The following is a 21,909-nucleotide window of genomic DNA, read 5'->3' as shown; positions in this document are numbered from 1 at the left end:
TTTGTACGTGATACCGGTACTCTGCTCCTCACGTACATTTGAGTATGCTGCGGGTTGAGGTTTCAAGTCGCCTTTAAATTCCTCAGCATAAGCGAATTTTGCAAGAGGTTTATTTATTTTTTATAGATAAAATAAGAAAATACTAGACCATAGTCAAAAGATTTGTTATAAGAAACCTAGTCTATATAAAGGCAAATGTTCCTCGGTAGCTCAGTGGTAGAGCAAACGGCTGTTAACCGTTCGGTCGCTGGTTCGAGTCCGGCCCGGGGAGCCATTCTTCAATTTCAGTGCATTTTGTGAACATATCAAACGGTGGACGTAGCATAAAGTCTAGCTTTCCGTCTTTGTACTAGTACAAATAAATTTATACAAAAATGTTAACTCCATTTTCCTTTCTTTGGTCAGTTATAAAACCATATAAGTATTTATATTTTATCATGATGATTGCACCATGTGCAAATGGTGTATATCCAATTATATATAATTATGCTATAAAGCTATTAATTGATTTGTTTACTCAAAATCAAAATATTACTTTTGAACAAAGTTGGAAACCAATAACGATATTTATAAGCTCCCAAATTATCCTTGATGGTGCATGGCGGATGCATAATTTTGCTCAATTAAAATGTATGCCATATATTTTACAAAATATATTAAATAAAGTTTGCACACATTGCTTTAAATTATCATATACTTTTTTTCAACATAACCTTTCCGGTTCAATTGTTGCGAAAGTAAAAGGAATTGGTGATAACTATTTTAAAATGCATCAAGCACTTGAATTGCAGTTAAGTAAACCATTGTTTATTACGTTATTTTCTGGTATTGCATTAGGTCTGACCAATATAAAAATACTTTTTTTTGTTCTAGCATTTAGCTTTATATATGCACCAATGGCATTTAAATTTTTTACCAAGCTTGCCAAAATGGAGCAGGAAAAGCAAGATTCATGGTATTATTTATTTGGAACTGTAGCAGATTGTATTACTAACATTTTTACAGTTTTTGCTTTTGCTACTCAGCAGCGTGAGTTACACAAAATACAGCACTATTATGATAATATACATAACCCATTAATTATCAAATATTATAGATACGATTTAATTATATCTATAATATTGTGTTTATTTTATTGGGTATTTTTAATCTCACTATTTTGTTATGTCATTTATATGAAAAATAATAATGAGATTTCAATTGGTGATATTGCTTTTGTTATGTCACTTACTTTTTTATTTACTGAAAATAGTTGGCAAACTACAATGGAAATAAAAGATTTCCTAGAGGATGTTGCTGCTTTTCGCTCTGCTTTTACAATTATGCAAATCCCACAAAATACAATTGATACTCCTTCTGTAACTAACTTAACGATTACCAAAGGTGATATTGTATTTCAGAATTTATCTTTTGGTTATAACAACACTAATTGTGTATTTAAGGATTTAAATCTTAATATCAAAGCTGGTCAAAAAATTGGAATTGTTGGACATTCTGGTGGTGGAAAATCAACATTAATATCTTTATTACTCAAAAATTTTCAAATAACAACCGGGGATATTATTATTGATAATCAAAGTATCTATAATGTATCTTGTGAGAGCCTACGTAGTCAAATATCTCTAATTCCACAAGATATTATGCTCTTTCATCGTTCTATTGGAGAAAATATTGGGTATGCTAAAGAAAATACAACGCAAGCTGAGATAGAAAGTGCAGCACTGGCAGCCAATCTTCATGAGTTTATTGAAACCCTACCTGAGAAATATAATACCCTTGTGGGCGAAAGAGGAATTAAACTAAGTGGAGGTCAACGTCAACGTATAGCAATTGCCAGAGCTATTCTTAAAAATGCCCCAATTTTAATTTTGGATGAAGCGACTTCTTCACTTGACAGTCAAACCGAACTAGAAATTCAAAAATCTATAAACACACTACTTGAAAAAAATAATGCAACTGTAATTGCCATAGCTCATCGTCTGTCAACAATAAGACATTTAGATAGAATTGTTGTGATAGAAAACGACCAAATTGTTGAAGATGGAAATTTTGTAGAACTACTTGCAATGCCAAATGGTAAATTCAAAGAACTTTGGGAGCATCAAGTAAATGGTATGGTAATTTAGGTTTGTACTTCAAAAGCGACAAATGATTTGGAAAATTGGAAATAATACTTACAAGACCAAAAACGATGTCATTCCCCACGGGGAATGCTATCTAGGCTTTTTACTAATTAGGAATAGGAGTTTATGGATAAAAATTTAAAACAAACTAGTTTTTTATTTGGTAGTAATGCTGTTTTTATAGAAGAACTATATCAGCTATATTTATCAGATCATAAAGCAGTTGATGAAAGCTGGCAAAACTATTTCCAAAATATTGAGAATAATAATAGTTACCAAGTTAATAAAACTATTGCTCATGTTATTACTTCACCTCAAGAAAAACCTCCGCCGTATGTTACGGAATTTTCTGCTACAGCTAACAAGCTCAGAGCAAAAGCAATGATTGCCCGCTACCGTAATTATGGACATTATTTAGTCAAGCTAGATCCCTTGAATCTTGAGGTTCTTAAGACTAAAAATGAGTTGAGACTTAATATAGAAGATTTTGGTTTTACCACAGATCATTTGAATAATATTATAGAAATTGATGATGAATTTTTTGGAATAAAAGCATGTTCACTTAAGGAATTGGTTAATTTGCTTGATCACACTTATACTAAAGATATTGCCGTAGAATTTGCTCATGTGACCAATGAAGATGAGAAAACTTGGTTTTTTGAACAAATAGAAAGTAATGTTCAAGCTTTTAATAGACTTCCTGCAGAATTCGCTTTTGCTGAGGAATCTGTAGGAGACACGGAACCTCGACCCGCAGCGTACTCAAATGTACGTGAGGAACAGAGTACCGGTATCACGCACAAATTACCAGCAAAAGTAGAATTATGCAGGAAGTCTAATATATTGGAACAAGATAAGAAGGACGTACTAAAAGACTTAGTAGAAATTGAAGGATTTGAACAATATCTACATACCAAATTTCCTGGAGCAAAACGCTTTTCAGTAGAAGGTGGAGAGGCAGCCGTAGTGGCTATAGATAAAGCCATAGATATGTCTACTGTCCATGGACTAGAAGATGTAGTAATAGGTATGGCTCACCGAGGAAGACTTAGCACACTGGCTAAGGTAATGACTAAACCTTATAAAGCTATTTTGTCTGGATTTATAACAGGTAGTATCTTGCCGACTGATTTAGGTATTTCAGGTGATGTGAAGTATCATATTGGCTATTCATCAGATCAGATAAGAGAGGGGTTTAAGGTGCATCTTTCTATGGCAGATAATCCATCACATTTAGAAGCGGTGAATCCGGTAGTATCTGGTAAAGTACGAGCAAAACAGGATAGCATCCAAGATACTAATCGTAAGAAAGTAATGGGTATTTTGGTTCATGGCGATAGTGCTTTTTGTGGTCAAGGTGTAGTAGCTGAGAGTTTATTTATGTTGGATCTAAAGCCTTATAATGTTGGCGGGATTATTCACTTTGTCATTAATAATCAGCTTGGATTTACAGCGAATAGTTATGACACTAGACCAGGTAGATATTCTACTGAGTTTGCTAAGATAATTAATAGTCCAATTCTACATGTAAATGGTGATGATATTGAAGCAGTGATCAAGGCTACCAATATTGCAGTGAATTACCGGTATAAATTTGCTAGAGACATAGTCATTGAGATTATTTGTTATCGTAAATATGGTCATAATGAAGGTGATGAGCCTATGTATACTCAAGCTGTTATGTATAATGTAATAAAAAATAAGCAATCCCCGGCAACTATTTTTGCAAATAAACTAGTAGCAGGTGGAATAATTGACCAAAATTATTTTCCTACATTAAAAGAACAATTTAAACTGAAATTAGATCAAGAATATGAACAAGCCAAAAATTATCAGCCGCAAGCTCAGTTTTTGGAAGGTTTATGGTCTAGTTATACTAGGTCAAATGCTCAAATGCTCTCTACTGGTGTTAACAAAGACACCTTAAAAGAACTTGGTATAAAGCTTTGTCAGATACCAAAAGATTTTCCTTTAAATCCCAAACTTGTAAAATTATTTGAATTAAGAGAAAATACTTTAAAGCAAGATAAACCTATTGACTGGGCAACTGCAGAACAGTTAGCCTTTGCCAGTTTATTAAATTCAGGTACTAGAATACGCTTTACTGGTCAAGATTGTGGGCGTGGCACTTTCTCTCACCGTCATGCAGTGTTACATAGTCAGGTGGATGATAGAACTTATACACCATTAAATAATTTATCGCAAAACCAAGGAAATTTTGGGCAAGCAAATTTTGAAATTGCTGACAGTAATTTATCTGAATATGCAGTTTTAGGTTTTGAGTATGGTTATTCATTAGTTAATCCAAAAGATTTAGTAATTTGGGAAGCTCAATTTGGCGATTTTGCTAACGGAGCTCAAATAATTTTCGACCAATTCATTTCCAGTAGTGAAAGCAAATGGCTCAGGATGAGCGGTATAGTAGTGCTACTACCACATGGATCTGAAGGACAAGGTCCAGAGCATAGCTCTGCAAGACTCGAGAGGTTCTTGCAGCTTGCTGCTGAAAATAATATGCAAGTTACATATCCTACGACGCCAGCTTCATTTTTTCATTTATTACGTCGTCAAATATACAGTAATATTCGTAAACCACTAATAGTAATGTCACCAAAATCTTTATTAAGACATAAAATGGTTGTATCACCTCTCTCCCAGCTTGATGAGAATACGAGCTTTATACCTGTGCTAGACGAAATTAATGATGCTATAAATGCCAAGGAAGTAAAACGAATTATATTATGTAGTGGTAAAGTCTACTATGATTTATTAGAAAAAAGAGAAGAAAAGAATATTTTAGATATAGTGATTATTAGACTTGAACAGTTATATCCGTTTGAAACGGATATTATCGTTAAAATATTAGGTAAATATAATAAAGCTAAAGAGTTTATTTGGTGTCAAGAAGAACCTAAAAATATGGGGGCGTGGAATTTTGTTAAAGATCACTTAAATGAGAGCCTAAAAAATGCATCAATTAATAATCAATTTATATATGTTGGTAGGAATGAGTCTGCTTCACCAGCAGTTGGCTCACCGATCATACATAATGAGCAACAGAAAAAATTGCTTGAAGAAGCCTTGATAATTAAGGGATAGAGTTAAGTTGGAAATGTCAGCATAATTATTTAACTTACCTTACGCATAACCACCATGGTAATTTAAAAATTGCAGAATAAGTACAAGAGTCATTGCGAGACCACGTAGTGGTCGTGGCAATCCACATTTATTAGATTGCTTCGTCGCTACTAAAGTAGCTCCTCGCAATGACGCCGGGCTGTTTTCTCCCTTATGATTTTTAAATGCCACGCGTAAGGTGAATTATTTAATTATTCAAATCTAATGCACCTAAAGCCAAGATTAAACCAACGTAATTATTATTTTTAAACCTAGTAAGACAATTTTGTGGGTCTGAGATTTCTAATGTTACTACCTGCCAAATCAGCATTATATAAGCACAGAGAATAGCTATATAGTTAGGTCGATGGGTTGCTATAATGTTAGCAAATATGAATAATAATATGAAGATGGTATAGTAAACATATAAATGTAATTTATAATTTCTCTTTTCTAAAAAAAGTGGCATTGACTTGATCTTAATCTTCTTATCGTCCTTTATATCCATAAAACCATAAATAGTGTCATAACCAATAATCCAAAAACAGCAGGCAATATACATAATACCCGATTCTATTGATATTTTATCAATTACAGCACTACTGCCAATCAATACTCCATTAAATGTTAGTCCTAGAAATACTTGCGGAAAGTTTATCATTCTTTTCATTAGCGGATATAAAACAATCATGATAAAGCTAAGAAACCCTAGGCAAATCGCTGTTTTATTTAATGATAATAAAATTGTCAAGGAACAGACTGATAATATAGTTAACAAAATCATCGCTTCATTTACATTTAATGATCCATTAGCTAGTGGTCTATCCTTTGTTCTTAAAACATGCTTATCAAAATCTTTATCAAAAATATCGTTAAGAACGCAACCAGCTCCCCTAGTAATGATACTTCCAATAAAAAACAATGATAATAATTTTACTAAATTATAAATTGCAATATTAGTAAGAAGTACCCCAAAGCATGTTGAGAAAAATAGTAACAGATAGCCAGTAGGACTTTGCAGTCTCATTAATTTAAGGCTCAGAAAAAATTTATTTGGCATCTCTATAGTTATGATATATTTTGAATTAATTTAACTAGGTCTGTGAACATTTCCATCTAATGGTCTTATCGATCGTTATTTTCGTTCTCGAATTCGTAACGGAATTTAGTACTGCTTTCGGTTCTTGCTTAGCGAAAATGCCTATAAATCTACTCAACATAGAAATATTCAAAAAATCTAATATAAAATACTTAGTGGGGTCAAATATTATGATATATTCTAACCATTAATTCGATAAATGCACTAGACCTTTTGCATAATTCTACTTCTGCTGGTAATTTGTGCGTCGGGACTAGACTCGAATCCTCACGTACGTTTGAGTACGCTGCGGGTCGAGGTTCCGGTCCTCCTACAAATTCCCTAGCAGAAGCGAATTCTGCAAGAGGTCTACTTTTGAAGTGGCTGACACGAGTATATTTTAACAATCAACCCCAATTCGGGATAAGAATTAGTTAATTCTTATCCCGAATTCGCGTAACTAGGATAGTCTTATTATGATAGAATTTCTAAAAAATTATAGCTTTATTGAAAGCGAAAGAAAATGGCAAAAATTTTGGCAGGAACAAAAAATTTATCTTTGGGATAAAAATGATACGAGAGAAAATAGTTTTGTAGTAGATACGCCACCACCAACAGTCTCAGGACATTTGCATATAGGACATGTTTACAGTTATACTCAAGCTGATTTTATTGTCCGTTTCCAACGGATGCTGGGTAAAAATATTTTTTATCCAATCGGTTTTGATGATAATGGTTTACCTACCGAACGTTTAGTTGAAAAACAAAAACAACTCAGAGCAGCCAGTATTGCAAGAGATGAATTTATTGAGATATGTAAGGAAGTTGTTATTTCTGAGGAAGAGAAATTCCGCTCATTATTTAATCAAATGGCTTTATCTGTTGATTGGACTTTGGAATACCAAACAATTAATCCATTATCACAAAAAATATCACAAATGTCATTTTTAGACTTAGTCGACAAAGGCGAAATTTACCGTAATAATCAACCAATGTTGTGGGATCCAGTTGATCAAACGGCTTTATCTCAAGCTGACATTGAAGACCAAGAAAAAACTTCAATGATGAATGATATAATTTTTCATACCAGTAAGGGTGAGAAGATTATTATTGCTACCACTAGACCAGAAATGCTACCAGCTTGTGTTGCAGTATTTTACAATCCAAATGATGATAGATACCAACAACTAGAAGGCCAATTTGCCATAACACCGCTATTTGATGTTAAAGTACCTATTCTAGCGGATGATTTAGTTCAAATAGATAAAGGAAGTGGACTTGTGATGTGCTGTACTTTTGGTGACACAACCGATATAACTTGGTGGAGAACTCACAATTTACCCATGAAAATTATTATAGATAAAAAAGGTATCATAAATGTCCCGACTGAATTATCAAATTCACATCAGTTAAATGGTTTAAAAATAAAAGATGCTAGAAGTAAAATTATAGAAATCTTAAAAGAGCAAGACCTATTAGTTAGACAAATAGAAATTACTCAAACAGTAAAATGTGCTGAACGTTCAGGCTCACCGCTAGAGATACTTACGCTACCTCAGTGGTTTGTTCGCACGATAAAACATAAAGATGTTCTAATGCAACGTGCATGTGAGCTGAATTGGCATCCAAAAACTATGAAAATTAAGCTTGAGAACTGGATAAATAGCATATCATGGGATTGGTGTATAAGTCGTCAACGCTATTTTGGTGTACCTTTCCCTGTTTGGTATTCTAAAAGAATTGGCGAAATAGGCAAACCCCTATTTCCAGATATCAAACAACTGCCAGTAGACCCTCTTCGAGACCTACCAATTGGCTATTCTAGAGAGGAAGTAGAACCGGATTACGATGTTATGGATACTTGGGCTACCAGTGCAGTATCACCACAATTAAGTAGTCATGGTATCTCTGAAAAGTTTAACGTAGATATCGAGCGTCATAAAAAATTATTTCCTGCTGACCTACATCCGCAAGCTCATGAAATCATTAGGACATGGACCTTTTATACAATACTTAAAGCCCAATTACATGAGAATACCCTACCTTGGAAAAACATTATGATTAGCGGGTGGTGTCTAGCGTTTGATCGTAGCAAAATGTCAAAATCTAAAGGCAATGTTATTGTACCACAAAAATTGCTTGAGCAATACGGTGCTGATGTAACACGTTATTGGACTTCTAAATCTAAGCTTGGGGCAGACACTGTTTACTCTGAAGACGTAATGAAAAATGGCAAGAGGCTTGTTAATAAATTATGGAACGCTGCTAAATTTGCTGCTATTCACTTCGATAAATTAGACTCACTAGATAAAAATGCTGAAATATCTGATATAGAAAGCAAGATTTGTCATAAGTTTGACCAGTGGTTAATAGTTAAACTAGTTGAGTTAGTAAGCAAAGTTGAATCAGACATGCAAAATTATGAGTATGCCAATGCTGTGGATTTGATAGAAAAGTTTTTTTGGTCAGTATTTTGTGATAATTACCTCGAGATAACTAAAACCCGAGCTTATAATATGGATAGTTCAGATAATAAAGGGCAGTATAGTGCCATAATAACCTTATATCATTCTATAAAAATCTTACTTAAATTATTAGCTCCTTTCCTTCCACATATAACAGAAGAAATTTGGCAAATTTTGTACAGTACAAAATCTATACATACAAGGAGCAACTGGCCTCAAATCAAAAATTTATCTTTTCCGGTAGATCAAATTCAGCCTGATAGACTTATTGAAATACTAGACTTGGTTAGGAAAGCTAAAGCAGAAAAGAATTTGTCAGTCAAAGCTGATATTGAGATACTAGAAATTATAGGAGAAAAACTTTCTGATGACCTAATAATAGATCTCAAAAACGTTACGTCTGCTCGCACCATAGAATTTGTTGAGCAATTTTCATCAACAAATCAAGTCTTAAAGAATGGCGATGTTGTAATTAATGTAATATATACTCAAATGCTTTGAAAAATTGATAAATCAATTTCTAAGTTTTTAGAGTTTAACACAAATAAAATTAGTATAGTTAGCTTTTAGTGAGATTAAACAAAATGACTACCATTATCTACCTAATAGGAAAACCAGGGACTGGCAAGTATACTATAGCAAAGGAAATAGCAAAAGCTGGCTACAGCATATGTGATAACCAGCATATCAATAATCCTATTTTCTCACTTCTAAATTATGATGGGTTGACTCCCATTCCAGAATTTGCTTGGGATACAATTAAACATATACGAGATGGTATTTTTAATTTTCTAAGCCAAGAAACTTATAATAACTATGTTCTTACTAATTGTCTCTATGAGATTGATGGTGATCATAAGCTTTTTAATCAAGTACAACAGCTAGCATCGAACCGTAAGTCAACATTTATTCCTGTAAAATTATTGATTTCAGAAGAAGAAAATATTATGAGAATTCAACAACTAGATAGGCTGCTTCGTTACAAATCAATCGATATACAAGATGTTTATCCAAAATATCCTTTGATTCAAATTTCTCATCCTAATTTATTTGAGCTTGATGTTACACTCCTTCCTGCTAGTGAGGCTGCAAAGAAAATTTTGCAGCATGTTAGGTTATACGCGAATTCGGGATAAGAATTAACTAATTCTTATCCCGAATTGGGGTGTTATATACTCAAATACTTTGAAAAATTGATAAATCAATTTACAAGTTTGGTGTGTAATATTTTAGCCTTCCCTACGATATTATATAATTTATTTTTTGCTTTTATTTATTACGATACAAAATTTTATTTGTTATAATATAAATTTTATGATAACCTAAATATCAGGAAACTTTAAAAGGTTACGGAGGCATAGTTTATGACTACAAATCAAACAGGACAAAACAAAGTTCTTTGCCTTTCAGGTGGTGGGGTAAAAGGAATAGCTGAGTTAGTTGTACTAGCGAAAATAGAAGAAATAACCCAGCAACCTATATCTAAATTATTTAATATTATTTCTGGCACTAGTGTTGGAGGATTAATTGCAGCCTTATTAACAATTCCTAAAGAAGAAGGATCAACAGAACCTCGTTATTCAGCTAAAGAAGCTTTAGAATTATTTGAAAACACTGCTCCTGAAATCTTCCCTCAAAGCTGGTTTAACTGGGGAATAATAAAACACAAATATAGTCAAGAACCTTTGAAGAAAATGCTAGAAAAGCATTTAGGGGATAATAGATTGGATGATAGTCTATGCCGTCTTATTATACCAGTTGCTGATTTGAATGAAGGAAAGAATAGTATGAAGATTTTTGATAGTCATGATCAACATAGTCCACATGTTAGAACAAAGGACGTGCTTCTTGCAACTACAGCAGCACCAACCTATTTTAAAGCTGTTGTTAATAAAGAGGTCGTAAAAGATTATGATTATGCTGCGGGTAAGCCTTATGCTTTTGCCGATGGTGGTCTTGGTGCTAATCGTCCAGCTGCTACAGTGCTACAGGTGCTTAAAGAAGGGCTTAGTTATCATGAACAAGCAGACATTATGGAACGCACTATGATTTGTTCTATCAATTTTGGAAAAGGTGAGCAAACCAAAGCCCAAATACCATCATCTAATTTTGATGGAGCATTAGGGTGGTTGCTTAACGGCTTAATTGATACACTTATGAAAAACGACGAGGAAGCTGACGTAAATGAGGTTAGGTTAGATCTAACAGGTGAAGGACAAAATACAGAGATATGGCTGCCTATCCCAAAAGAATGTAAAAGCTTAGACGATTCTAGCCAAAATAATATAACAAAGTTAAAGCTAGTCGCTGAGCAATATTTAGAAAATAATTCCAAGTTAATACAAGATCTGTGTGATAGGTTAAAAGCTGATTGGAATGATAATCTTGAGCAATCTGAAATCTCAAATGCACTGGTAAGTTCTGAGGTTAATGATGAAGGGTATGAAAGTAATGCTAATAACTCAAATTTTGATATAGTAACAACTGCTGTAGAACCTGAAGTCTTAAATGCAATGGTAAGTAATGAATTAGAATCTAGTAGTACTATAGTGACTAATGGAGAAACATATCCTGCTGTAATTAGTGAGAAATTTACAACAACACTTCAATGGATTAAAGAATTATATGCAAAGGATTCCAAATGTGCATTAGAATATTTAGAATATGTTAATAATGTATCTCCTGAAGAGTTAGATATTACTACAATTGCATCACTACCTGAAGAAGTACAGAAAACCGTTCAATGGATTGTAGGGTTAGATACAGAGAGTCGTTCAGAGCTATTAGAAAATATTAAGTCATTAATAATTAGTACCTCTCATGATTATAAGTATAATATTTCTTGTGTTCAAGAAGTGACTAAACTTGAGGGACAGGATACACTATACGAGCATGCTGACGACTTAGTTGACTGTTATTAGAAAGTAAAAAATGCATTACTTTGCCAGTCAGATCGACTTTTAAATTTCTCTGATTGCAGACTTTAAGCTTTTGTTGTATGTTACATAAAAAACTCTAAAGAACAATGGCAATATCTATTAAAGAACTTGAAGAAATTATACGTTATAGTTTTCCAAATGCCAAAATAAAAATTGTTGATTTAGCTGGAGATCAGAATCACTATTCCTTAGAAATACAAGATGATGCTTTTCTTGGAATTAGTCTAATTAATCAGCATAAGATGGTAAAAAAAGCTTTAGCAGAAATACTGAATAATAATAAATTACATGCTATCACCATAAAAACTACCAGTTCTCCATTAAATATAGTCAAATAATCATACACCTGCATTCCCAACATTGGGGTAGTTATTGTTCTATACTACTATCATAAGCAAAAGTTAGTGTTACAGTTGTGCCTATGCCTATTTTACTTTGTATATCAAATTTACCTCTCATTAGTTCAACCAACTTTCGAGTGAGTGGTAAACCAAGACCAGTACCTTGATATTTTCTGCCAACGGCACTATCAATTTGACCAAATGTTGAGAGTACTTTTGGAATATCTTTCTCATCAATTCCTATACCAGTATCTATAACTTGCACATAAACTAGTCCTTGAGATTCATTTTTTTCAGCATGAATTGTTATAGAACCTAATGCGTTGGTGAATTTTATAGAATTAGATAAAAGGTTAAAAAATACTTGTTTAAGCCTTTTGGGATCTGCTTTTATAATAATATGATCTTTTGGTAGTTTTTCAATTAATGCTACATTCGCTTGGTCAGCTCTTGGTTGCATTATCCTTATAGTAGAAGTAATTAATTTATTTAGGTCTAACTCTACAGAATCAACTAATAGCTTGTCAGCAGATGCTTTTGACAAGTCTAATATATCGGTTATTATACCTAGTAAATGCTTGCCTGCGTTATGAATATCTTTTACATAAGCATCATGTTCCTTATTGTAAGGTGTAGACATCATAATTTCTGAAAAACCTATAATAGCATTTAGAGGGGTACGCAGCTCATGACTAACATTGGCAAAAAATTTAGTATGAGCAGAACTTTCATTTCTAACCTTAGTTACTGCTTCCTCTAATGCTTTATTAGCCTCAAATTGTCGGTCTATAATTTTTTGTGCATAATTTGTGTTACTCATAACTATAACTAAAAATATTACCAAAATGATAACAAAAGTTAATAATACTTTTCTTTCAAGCTCTATAATACTTGACCATAAACTAGTAATATTGGTATGTATCTCTAATACACCATCAACAGGATAGTTCAATGGATCACGGTTTATTATTGGGATATAACTTGTTATACAAGATGCTTTCTTTACCTCCCCTGATATATGTAACATGGCTCTAGGAATTAATAGATGAGTTGTTATCCCTTTAAAAGCTTTGTTAAAGGCTTGTTCTATACTCAATTCTTTTAAAAAATATCTATCAATTTTGGTAATAATTTTTTGATACAGAGTGTCTTCAGGAAAATTCATGTGACTTGTTACTTGAATTGGCGAACTAGTTATAATTTTATTACCTTGTAGATCATACAAAGAAATATATGCATTAAGATTAACAAAAATATCAACTGAAGTAGTTGCAAACTTAATAAAATCTGTATCTTGTAATAAATTTATATAACCAAATTCATGTATCTTATCTACAGCAGTTCTATTCCTATCCCAAACATTTTTTGTATAAACATCAGCTATTTTAATATTTGTTTCTCCGACTTGCTTTAAAATCATTTCTTCAATAATGAAGTAACGATAGTAAATCATATTTACAATAATGTTTATAAATAAGCCAATGGATGACAGTCTAATAATATATTTATTTTGAATCATTAGGTTTGCACATATATTACTTACACATATAGACACAGGACAATATTAAAGTCATAACTAATAGCTGATATTTCCTTTGTAACCTTATCACGCGAATTCGCATAGGCGTCAACTTAAGAATCTAGCATGTCATTGCGAGGAGACCATAAGGTCGACGAAGCAATCTATATGACAAGTTTCATGGATTGCCACGCTCACGTACGTTCGCTCGCTAATAGACGGTTTAAGCCTTACAACAACGCTTCGCTAATAGACGATTTTTTAACTTTCAACAGTTATGCCCAATTACCCTACCCATTGTATACTGCTCGTAAATGAAGAGTTGGTAGACGATAGTATAACTTCAAGAAGAGCTAGGAGTATCAAAGTCGAGCTGCTAGGCGTACATTAGTACGTGAGCAGCTTCGATCTTTGGTCGCGGGAACGCCAATTCTTGAAGTTCTACCTGAGTATACCCTTTATTCTTTCAATTCATTACTACTTTTATTAGTCAAGATTAATCCAATAATTAAATCATAAGCTCTAGCAAATTGATAATCTTTTTTATAAAGATCAGATAATTGTTCTAGAGTATTTTTTGGTTTGGTATTTTTTGTAATATCATTTGTTTTCTTAATAAGTTCTTTATTTTTATCTGTAGTATCTACTTTTTTATCATCGTTTTTATTATTATCGTTTTTTAGATAATTCTTTAGAGAAGATTCAGAAAATCTCACATCTGTTGATTTTGTTTCAGGATACTCAACTTTTGCCATCTCAACCACTATGTCAGGTTCAATACCCTCTGCTTGAATTGAACGACCACTAGGAGTGTAATATTTAGCTGTTGTAAGCTTTATAGCAGCTCTAGGACTAATTGTAGCAAAGCTTTGTACGGACCCTTTACCAAAAGATTTTGTTCCAAGTATTACTGCTCTTTTATGGTCTTGCAATGCACCAGCTACGATTTCTGCAGCTGAAGCAGATCCAACATTAATAAGAGCAACAATAGGGGCAGATGGTGCTTTTTCTGCAAATTTATTACTAGTCAATACTGAGTTACTATTTTTGCTTCTGCCTTTGGTAGTAACGATTACCCCAGAATCAATAAAATATTCGCTAACCGCAACAGCCTGATCTAACAGACCACCACCATTATTACGTAGGTCTAAGATAATACCTTTTAGACCATTTTTACTTTCATTTTTTAAAGTTTTTATAGATTTTTTTAATTCTGAAATAGTATGTTCATTAAAACTCCCTATCCTTACGTAAGCGATATTATTTCTTTCTAAATGGGCTTTTACTGGTGTAATTGTAACTATTTCTCTAGTAAGTTCAATTTCCTTTGGCTTACTTTCACCTTCCGTGATTACCAATAATTTTACCTTTGCCCCTGGTTCTCCACGCATCTCTCTGACCGCTTTATTAAATCCTAAATTTGATACAAACTCATCATTAACCCCCACAATATAGTCTCCAGCTTTTATACCTGCCCTATAAGCGGGTAGATCATCAATAGGGGAAATGACTTTGATAGCACTATTGTCATATTGCACTTCAACACCAATACCTCCAAATTCTCCTTTAGTGTGGTCAAGAAAATATTCTAGATCCTCATCAGTAATGTAGTTAGAATGAGGATCTAGCGAAGTTAACATGCCATCTATAGCTGCATCAGTCATTTTTTGTTTTTCAGGTTCTTGGACATAGTCTCTATTAACACGTTCAAAGATATCTTGGAATTGTTTTAAATAAGCTGAATCTGGTAATTCTTTCTTCTTTACTTCTTCAGCAAATGTTATATTAGAAAAAATGATAGAACTTGATAATAATATTGTAATTAAACGTAAGAACATAGTACTCCTGTAATTTATAAGTAGTTGGTAGATGATGCAATTTTAAATATCTAGATTATTTATAATAGTATCCATTTTAATTAAAGCCTGATCATAAATAAACTGGAAACGTTTTTCTGGTTTCTTGCCCATAAGATTGTCTACCATCTTAGCAATATTATCAAAATCATCTATAGTAACTTTTAAAAGTGACCTATTTTTTGGATTCATTGTTGTTTCTTTTAACTGAGCTGGCATCATTTCCCCCAGTCCCTTAAATCTACCAATGTCTATTTTAGCTTTACTATTTTTTAATAATCTAGCAGTTAAATCAGTCTTTTGTTGATCATTTACTGCATAGTAAGTTTTATTAGACTGTGTTAGTCGATAAAGTGGTGGTTTTGCAATATATAAATGACCCGATGATACTAGCTTTGGCATACGAAGGTAAAAAAACGTCATTAACAGTGAGGCGATGTGAGCTCCGTCAACATCAGCATCTGTCATAATTATTATTTTTTCATAACGTAAATTTTCTTCTCGGTAATTTTTAAGACTACCGCATGCTAGTGCTACTTCTAGATCTTGAATTTCTTGATTATTAGTAATCTTTTCTAGAGTTGCATTGGCAACATTTAGGATTTTGCCCCGAAGGGGCAAAATAGCTTGTGTTTCTCGATCTCTTGCCTGCTTAGCTGATCCTCCAGCTGAATCTCCCTCAACCAAAAATAGCTCCGTCCCATTAGGAGACGTTCTTGTACAATCGGCTAATTTACCTGGTAGTCGCAATTTTTGTGTAGCAGTTTTACGTAAGGTATTTTTTTCATTACGCTTATTTATTCGGAATTCAGCAATATTGACTATATGCTCAACTAATTGGTTTGCGGCTACTTTATTACTGCTCAACCAATGATCAAAATGATCCTTAATAATGTTTTCTACTATTTTATTAACCCCTAGTGAAACCAATTTTTCTTTTGTTTGTCCTTGAAATATTGGATCTTGGATAAATATAGAGAGAACAATAGAAGAAGTCTCAAGAATATCTTCAATAGTAAGTATAGTTGTTTTTTTATTACCTATCATTTCGCCGTATATTTTTAAGCCGCGAAGTAATGCATTACGCAAACCTTGTTCATGAGTTCCGCCAAGGGGGGTGGGAATAGTGTTACAATATGATTGTATGAAGGGTTGGTATTCATTTTTATGCCACGCAATTGCCCATTCCACTTTTACGTGATCTTGGTCCCAGTCAATATTACCACAAAAAATCTCTCCACTAACTAAATCGTCATGATTTATTTTTGATATTAAATAATCCTTCAAACCATTTGGAAAATGGATCAGAGCTGTTGTCGGTACATCACTTTTAGTCTCAATCTCACATTGCCACTCTATCGTTACTCCCCTGTACAAATAGGCTTTTGATTTAGCTAATTCGTATATTTTTTTAGGAGAAAAACATGATTTTTCACCAAAAATCTCTAGGTCAGGATGAAAATTTATAGATGTTCCCTTTAATTTTTTTGCAACATCTTCACTTTCTAAATCATTCAATTTATGCCCTTTAGAATAAGATTGCTTGAATAATTTACCCTGCTTGTACACTTTAACTTCTAAATAGTCTGATAAAGCATTAACAACAGAAATACCAACTCCGTGTAATCCACCTGCTGTTTGGTATACATTATTCGCAAATTTACCTCCCGAGTGGAGCTGAGTTAGAATCACCTCCAAAGCAGATTTTTCAGGAAATTTGGGGTGATTATCGACAGGAATTCCTCTACCATTATCAGAAATAGTGATACTGTTATCCACATGCATTTCTATGGTTATAATGTTAGCAAAACCAGCAACAGCTTCATCCATAGCATTATCCAGTACTTCCGAAACAAGATGATGCATAGCATTTTCGTCTGTTCCGCCAATATACATACCAGGACGCTTGCGTACGGGTTCAAGCCCTTCTAATACTTCGATATCTTTTGCAGTATATGAATTATTAATTTTAGGCTTTTTATCATTAAAACTAAATAGATCAGACATATTATGGTATTAACTTACAAGTTTTTCCAAATCATTCGAGTATACTCAGGTAGAACTTCAAGAATTAAGGTCGTCGTGTCAAAGGCACAACTGTTGAAAGTTTACAAATACCTATACCACAGCGTCATTGCGAGGAGACCGTAGGTCGACGAAGCAATCTATATGACAAGCTTTATGGATTGCCATGCTCACGTACGTTCGCTCGCAATGACGGTTTAAGCCTTACAACAGCACTTCGCGATGACGATTTTTTAACTTTCAACAGTTGTGCCCTGAAGACGACAACGCAATTCTTGATTTTCATCGAGTATATATACTATTTTGAAAGATAGAGGAAAGCAAGCAAACATACAGCAACTGCCTGAAATATAACCCGTAGCGACATTAATTTTGAGCTAAATCTTTTATCAAATTTTCCACCAATAGCCATAGATACAATCCCTATCACTAAGACTAATGTAGTCAAGCTTAAAGCAATTAATGTATATATCATTAAAATTCCTCGAAAGAGTTATTATAACCTATTAACAAATAATATAAAATCCGAAAATTAATTATCTTTCGTTCAAGAGATTTATTGCATCTATACAGGCAAATGTGGCAATTTTTGTTATCTCACTTGCCGATGATCCCATTTGTACTATTTGTACCGGATATTCAAAACCATTAATTATTGGTCCTATAAAAACACCTCCAGCTAATTCTTGCAGCAGTTGTGTTGATATTGCAGCCGAATGTAGACCGGGCATAATTAATACATTAGCAGAACCTGATAGCCTACAAAACTTATATGAATTACGATTAGGGTTCAGAGCAACATTAGCTGACATTTCACCATCATATTCAAAATCTAGACTCATACTATCTAAAATTCTAACAGCTTCCCGTACTCTATTTGCCTTTTCCCTCATTGGATTACCAAAAGTTGAGAAAGAAAGTAGTGCAACCTTTGGCGTCATTCCCATATTTTTTGCTATATTAGCAGTCTGCAAGGTTATTTCTACAATGTCCTGCTCATTTGGCAGTTCAGCCACACTATTATCAGCAATAATTATATTATGCTCCTTGGCAATCAGAATGGAATAGCCTAAAATTCTGTTATTTTCTTTGGCTTCCATTACCTTCATAATATCCTCTAAGCTACTATAATAGCTCTTTGTAACACCAGTAACCATACAATCAGCATCGCCACAAACTACCATGATAGCCGAGAATATATTTCTATCACTTTTAACTAGTCTAGCACAGTCACGGTATAAGTAACCTTTACGCTGTAACCGGCTATAAAGAGTATCTATATATTTATCAAGATTTTGGTTAATAGCAGCATTCATTATGGTAATACCATCTAAATCATAATTCATACCTATTCTATTTAAAACAGCAGATATTTTATCATATCTACCAACTAGGATAGGATGAGCATGCGAAGCATCCCGCATGCTCATAGCAGCTATGATTACCTCTTCCTCCTCACCTTCAGCAAAAACTATTCTTTGAGGTGTTGACTGTTGAATTCTCTCAAATAATAGATTCATGTAATGAGAGGTAGGATTTAACCTACTTTCCAGCTCCTTTGCATAATTCTTAACATCAAATTCGGTAATTTTAGCAACCCCGCTATCTATAGCAGCTTTAGCTACCGCTACTGGAACAGTGGTAATTAATCTTGGATCAAATGGTACAGGAATTATGTAATCTGAACCAAAAACCATTTTTTTACCAGGATATGCTTTATAAACTTCATTCGGAACAGCTTGTCTTGCTAATTCAGCTAAAGAAGTTGCTGCAGCTATTTTCATTTCCTGATTAATAGTAGTAGCTCTAACATCTAAAGCTCCACGGAAAATATATGGAAATCCCATAACATTATTAATCTGATTATTATAATCAGAGCGTCCGGTAGCAATAATCGCATCGCTTCTAACTAGCTGTATATCCTCCGGAGTAATCTCTGGGTCTGGATTAGCCATGGCAAAAATGATAGGATTTGCAGCCATGCTAGCTACCATTTCTTTCGATACTGTTCCTTTAACGGATAAACCAAGGAATACATCGGCTGACTTCATAGCATCACTCAGAGTCCTGAGATCGGTCTCGACTGCATATAATTCTTTCCATTTGTTCATGCCTTCTTGCCGACCTTGGTAAACTACCCCAATTTTATCACATAGTATAACATTTTTTTTGTCCACACTAAGAGCAATTAGTAATTCAATGCAAGCAATTGCCGCTGCCCCTGCACCACTTATGACAATTTTTAGACTATCAAGTGAACGATTGGTAAGATAAGCTGCATTAATTAAACCTGCAGCAGCAATAATAGCCGTACCATGCTGATCATCATGAAAAACCGGTATCTGCATACAGCTTTTTAATTTTTCTTCAATTATAAAACATTCAGGAGATTTAATATCTTCTAAATTAATACCTCCAAAACTGTAATTAAGATATTTTACTGCATTAACAAACTCATCAGGGTCAGTCGTATCTATTTCAAGATCAATAGAATCAATATCAGCAAAGTTCTTGAATAAAACGGCTTTTCCTTCCATTACGGGTTTCGACGCAGCTGCCCCTATACTACCAAGACCAAGAACTGCCGTACCGTTAGTTATTACAGCAACTAAGTTGCCTCTAGCAGTATATTTATAAATATCATCTATATTTTTCGCAATTTCAAGACACGGAGCTGCTACCCCTGGCGAATAAGCCAAAGCCAAGTCATGTGCAGTATCCAAAGGCTTAGTTGCCGCAATAGCAATTTTGCCTGGCTTACCTTTTTGATGATATTCTAAGGCTTTGAGATAATTTATTTTATTCATTTCACCCATGATGTTATTCCTTCTTAATTACTGCAAGTGTTTATTAACCTCATTTTTGGATTAAAATTAAAAATTTTAATCCAAAAATGGCTAGAATATCAGAAAAATGCATTCTTGAAGCGGCTGGTACGAATGCATTTTAATCTATTATCGCTAATAATCTTATTTTTATTGATATAAAAATAAGATTATTAGCAAATGAAATATTTAACAATCAGGCGTGATAGCCGCTTTAAGCCTAATTGTTTACATTCTCATTCCAATTTCGGATTAATTTCATTAATCCGAAATTGAGTTTATTAGTTATATCATCCACATAAGAACTGACAATGATACTATTGAAAAAAGTGTTGTGAACGTAATAATTGATGCCATAGATTCCGGATCACCACCAAGCTGACGTGATAAAACATAAGCCGTGCTAGCACACGGCAGGCAGCTATACAGGACACCAACTGATTTAGCAGTACCAGTTATTGACATTAGTGACAACACAATTATTGTGACAACAGGAAAAGCCACTAACTTAACAAAACTAGTAAGCAATACATTTTGTAAAATAGCACCACGCATAAAAAATTTGAGACTTGCCCCAACATTTAGCATACCTATAGCTAAAGCAGAGTTGGACAGGCTAGATAAGGTTTTTTTTATACCAAGATGTAATTCTAAACCAGAATAATTAAAAAGAAATCCAATTATACTAGCTATAATCAAGGGATTTTGTACTATCAATTTAAGTATCAATATAAAGCTAGCTTTAGGCGACTTAGCTACTGAACTATCAGGGATATAACGTGCAAAAATCATTACTGATATGATATTAGTAAAAATGATCATATAGGATGAAATCACAGATACTATAGCAAGTCCCTCCTGACCCAAAAGAGGACTACTAACACCAAAAAAGATATAACTATTAAAACGTATTGCACCTTGAAAAGTTGAAGTAAACTGAACCTTGTCAAAATTGGTTTTCTTCTGATAAATAATTAAAGCCAAAGAAATAATAGAGGTGGAGATGATTAATGCAAATACCAGTTTTATTATAGACGATGCATTTAAATCGGCTGCAGATATATTATTAAAAAGCATAATAGGGAAAAGAAAAAAATATGATAATTTCTCTAATCCTCGCCAAAATTCTTCAGAAGTCAACCATTTCCTTTTGATAATACTACCAAACAAGGGAATCAACAAAACAGGTAATGTACTAGAGAAGATTTCGTTCATCAGTTTACAATTATCCCAATTACCAATTGCTAGACAATTAGCAATTGGCTGTAAATATATGTTATACCCCAATTCAGGATAAGAATTAGCTAATTCTTATCCCGAATTCGTGTGTTACTCGATAATCAAGTTTTTCCTTAACCGTCATAGCAAGGCTCTTTAGATGCCGTGGCGATCTAGGTAAACAGCGAAGCTGTTTTTTTAGAGTAACGCTTCGCGTATCCTGGATTGCCGCGTCGCCGCCTTCAGCGGCTTCTCGCAATGACGTATTTTTTAATAATTCTAAAAAACTTGATTATCGCGTGTTACGATTAAAATTTTACTTCGCATAATATCAGAGTTTGATTGCAAATCAAGACGTATACTTATCCTGATTTGAGTATACATCAAATTTCTTGATTATTTT

At 33.5% G+C, this 21,909-nt stretch carries 13 protein-coding genes, 1 tRNA gene and 2 pseudogenes; 8 read left to right on the top strand and 8 right to left on the bottom strand.

From position 1 onward, the window contains the following. The first annotated feature begins 199 nt into the window (after positions 1–199). The 4 genes and pseudogenes from AAHN03_RS03695 to AAHN03_RS03685 all read left to right on the top strand — a co-directional run. A tRNA-Asn gene (locus AAHN03_RS03695) sits at positions 200–274 on the top strand. A 100-nt stretch (positions 275–374) separates the two neighbouring features. Beyond that, entirely contained in the window at positions 375–2,126 is a 1,752-nt protein-coding gene (locus AAHN03_RS03690; RefSeq protein ID WP_342279139.1) for an ABC transporter ATP-binding protein, read from the top strand. 123 nt (positions 2,127–2,249) lie between these two features. Next, positions 2,250–2,333: pseudogene (locus tag AAHN03_RS07650) on the top strand (2-oxoglutarate dehydrogenase E1 subunit family protein); the annotation flags it as partial. A gap of 639 nt (positions 2,334–2,972) precedes the next feature. Further along, a pseudogene (locus AAHN03_RS03685) lies at positions 2,973–5,222 on the top strand (2-oxoglutarate dehydrogenase E1 component); the annotation flags it as partial. Positions 5,223–5,448: 226 nt separating this feature from the next. On the opposite strand, the gene ubiA reads toward AAHN03_RS03685, so the two are convergent. Then, entirely contained in the window at positions 5,449–6,300 is an 852-nt protein-coding gene (gene ubiA, locus AAHN03_RS03680) for a 4-hydroxybenzoate octaprenyltransferase (protein WP_410521350.1), read from the bottom strand. A gap of 200 nt (positions 6,301–6,500) precedes the next feature. Beyond that, entirely contained in the window at positions 6,501–6,725 is a 225-nt protein-coding gene (locus AAHN03_RS03675) for a palindromic element RPE1 domain-containing protein (protein ID WP_342279137.1), read from the bottom strand. Positions 6,726–6,794: 69 nt separating this feature from the next. On the opposite strand from AAHN03_RS03675, the gene AAHN03_RS03670 reads away from it, so the two are divergent. The 4 genes from AAHN03_RS03670 to AAHN03_RS03655 all read left to right on the top strand — a co-directional run bounded on the left by AAHN03_RS03670 (position 6,795) and on the right by AAHN03_RS03655 (position 12,060). Continuing rightward, positions 6,795–9,284, top strand: coding sequence for a valine--tRNA ligase (locus AAHN03_RS03670; RefSeq protein ID WP_342279136.1), 2,490 nt, complete (start codon positions 6,795–6,797; stop codon positions 9,282–9,284). Between the two features lie 83 nt (positions 9,285–9,367). After that, entirely contained in the window at positions 9,368–9,919 is a 552-nt protein-coding gene (locus tag AAHN03_RS03665; protein ID WP_341761599.1) for a hypothetical protein, read from the top strand. A gap of 228 nt (positions 9,920–10,147) precedes the next feature. Continuing rightward, the gene (locus tag AAHN03_RS03660; RefSeq protein WP_342279135.1) at positions 10,148–11,704 is read left to right on the top strand and encodes a patatin-like phospholipase family protein; all 1,557 of its coding nucleotides are present in this window, start codon (positions 10,148–10,150) and stop codon (positions 11,702–11,704) included. A gap of 104 nt (positions 11,705–11,808) precedes the next feature. Beyond that, positions 11,809–12,060 carry a BolA/IbaG family iron-sulfur metabolism protein gene (locus AAHN03_RS03655; RefSeq protein WP_341761597.1) on the top strand — a complete coding sequence of 84 codons (252 nt, stop codon included), beginning with the start codon at positions 11,809–11,811 and terminating at the stop codon, positions 12,058–12,060. A gap of 31 nt (positions 12,061–12,091) precedes the next feature. On the opposite strand, the gene AAHN03_RS03650 is transcribed toward AAHN03_RS03655, so the two are convergent. The 6 genes from AAHN03_RS03650 to AAHN03_RS03625 form a co-directional block, all read right to left on the bottom strand. Then, a complete protein-coding gene (locus AAHN03_RS03650; RefSeq protein ID WP_342279134.1) occupies positions 12,092–13,582 on the bottom strand; it encodes a sensor histidine kinase in 1,491 nt (496 codons plus the stop codon). Between the two features lie 458 nt (positions 13,583–14,040). Then, positions 14,041–15,420: a S41 family peptidase gene (locus AAHN03_RS03645; RefSeq protein ID WP_342279133.1), complete on the bottom strand. Its 1,380-nt coding sequence runs from the start codon at positions 15,418–15,420 to the stop codon at positions 14,041–14,043. Between the two features lie 42 nt (positions 15,421–15,462). After that, positions 15,463–17,445 (bottom strand): DNA topoisomerase IV subunit B, encoded by a 1,983-nt coding sequence (gene parE, locus AAHN03_RS03640; RefSeq protein WP_342279132.1) that lies wholly within the window; start codon positions 17,443–17,445, stop codon positions 15,463–15,465. Between the two features lie 316 nt (positions 17,446–17,761). Next, positions 17,762–17,938, bottom strand: a complete 177-nt coding sequence (locus AAHN03_RS03635; protein ID WP_341762705.1) for an HIG1 domain-containing protein — start codon at positions 17,936–17,938, stop codon at positions 17,762–17,764. 61 nt (positions 17,939–17,999) lie between these two features. Then, a complete protein-coding gene (locus AAHN03_RS03630; RefSeq protein WP_342279131.1) occupies positions 18,000–20,279 on the bottom strand; it encodes an NADP-dependent malic enzyme in 2,280 nt (759 codons plus the stop codon). A gap of 294 nt (positions 20,280–20,573) precedes the next feature. Beyond that, positions 20,574–21,503, bottom strand: coding sequence for an AEC family transporter (locus tag AAHN03_RS03625; protein ID WP_341747908.1), 930 nt, complete (start codon positions 21,501–21,503; stop codon positions 20,574–20,576). Positions 21,504–21,909 lie beyond the last annotated feature (406 nt).

Origin of the sequence: Candidatus Tisiphia endosymbiont of Myopa tessellatipennis, from assembly GCF_964031105.1 — a bacterium.
Lineage (GTDB): Bacteria > Pseudomonadota > Alphaproteobacteria > Rickettsiales > Rickettsiaceae > Tisiphia.
The sequence above is the reverse complement of the archived record's forward strand: the minus strand, read 5'-3'. Positions and strand labels throughout refer to the sequence as shown.

What these genes read in the sequence shown, in the direction of transcription:
- AAHN03_RS03690 (WP_342279139.1), top strand. Translation starts at nt 375, where the DNA reads ATGTTAACTCCATTTTCCTTTCTTTGGTCAGTTATAAAACCATATAAG.
- ubiA (WP_410521350.1), bottom strand. Translation starts at nt 6,300, where the DNA reads ATGCCAAATAAATTTTTTCTGAGCCTTAAATTAATGAGACTGCAAAGT.
- AAHN03_RS03670 (WP_342279136.1), top strand. Translation starts at nt 6,795, where the DNA reads ATGATAGAATTTCTAAAAAATTATAGCTTTATTGAAAGCGAAAGAAAA.
- AAHN03_RS03665 (WP_341761599.1), top strand. Translation starts at nt 9,368, where the DNA reads ATGACTACCATTATCTACCTAATAGGAAAACCAGGGACTGGCAAGTAT.
- AAHN03_RS03660 (WP_342279135.1), top strand. Translation starts at nt 10,148, where the DNA reads ATGACTACAAATCAAACAGGACAAAACAAAGTTCTTTGCCTTTCAGGT.
- AAHN03_RS03655 (WP_341761597.1), top strand. Translation starts at nt 11,809, where the DNA reads ATGGCAATATCTATTAAAGAACTTGAAGAAATTATACGTTATAGTTTT.
- AAHN03_RS03650 (WP_342279134.1), bottom strand. Translation starts at nt 13,582, where the DNA reads ATGATTCAAAATAAATATATTATTAGACTGTCATCCATTGGCTTATTT.
- AAHN03_RS03645 (WP_342279133.1), bottom strand. Translation starts at nt 15,420, where the DNA reads ATGTTCTTACGTTTAATTACAATATTATTATCAAGTTCTATCATTTTT.
- parE (WP_342279132.1), bottom strand. Translation starts at nt 17,445, where the DNA reads ATGTCTGATCTATTTAGTTTTAATGATAAAAAGCCTAAAATTAATAAT.
- AAHN03_RS03635 (WP_341762705.1), bottom strand. Translation starts at nt 17,938, where the DNA reads ATGATATATACATTAATTGCTTTAAGCTTGACTACATTAGTCTTAGTG.
- AAHN03_RS03630 (WP_342279131.1), bottom strand. Translation starts at nt 20,279, where the DNA reads ATGGGTGAAATGAATAAAATAAATTATCTCAAAGCCTTAGAATATCAT.
- AAHN03_RS03625 (WP_341747908.1), bottom strand. Translation starts at nt 21,503, where the DNA reads ATGAACGAAATCTTCTCTAGTACATTACCTGTTTTGTTGATTCCCTTG.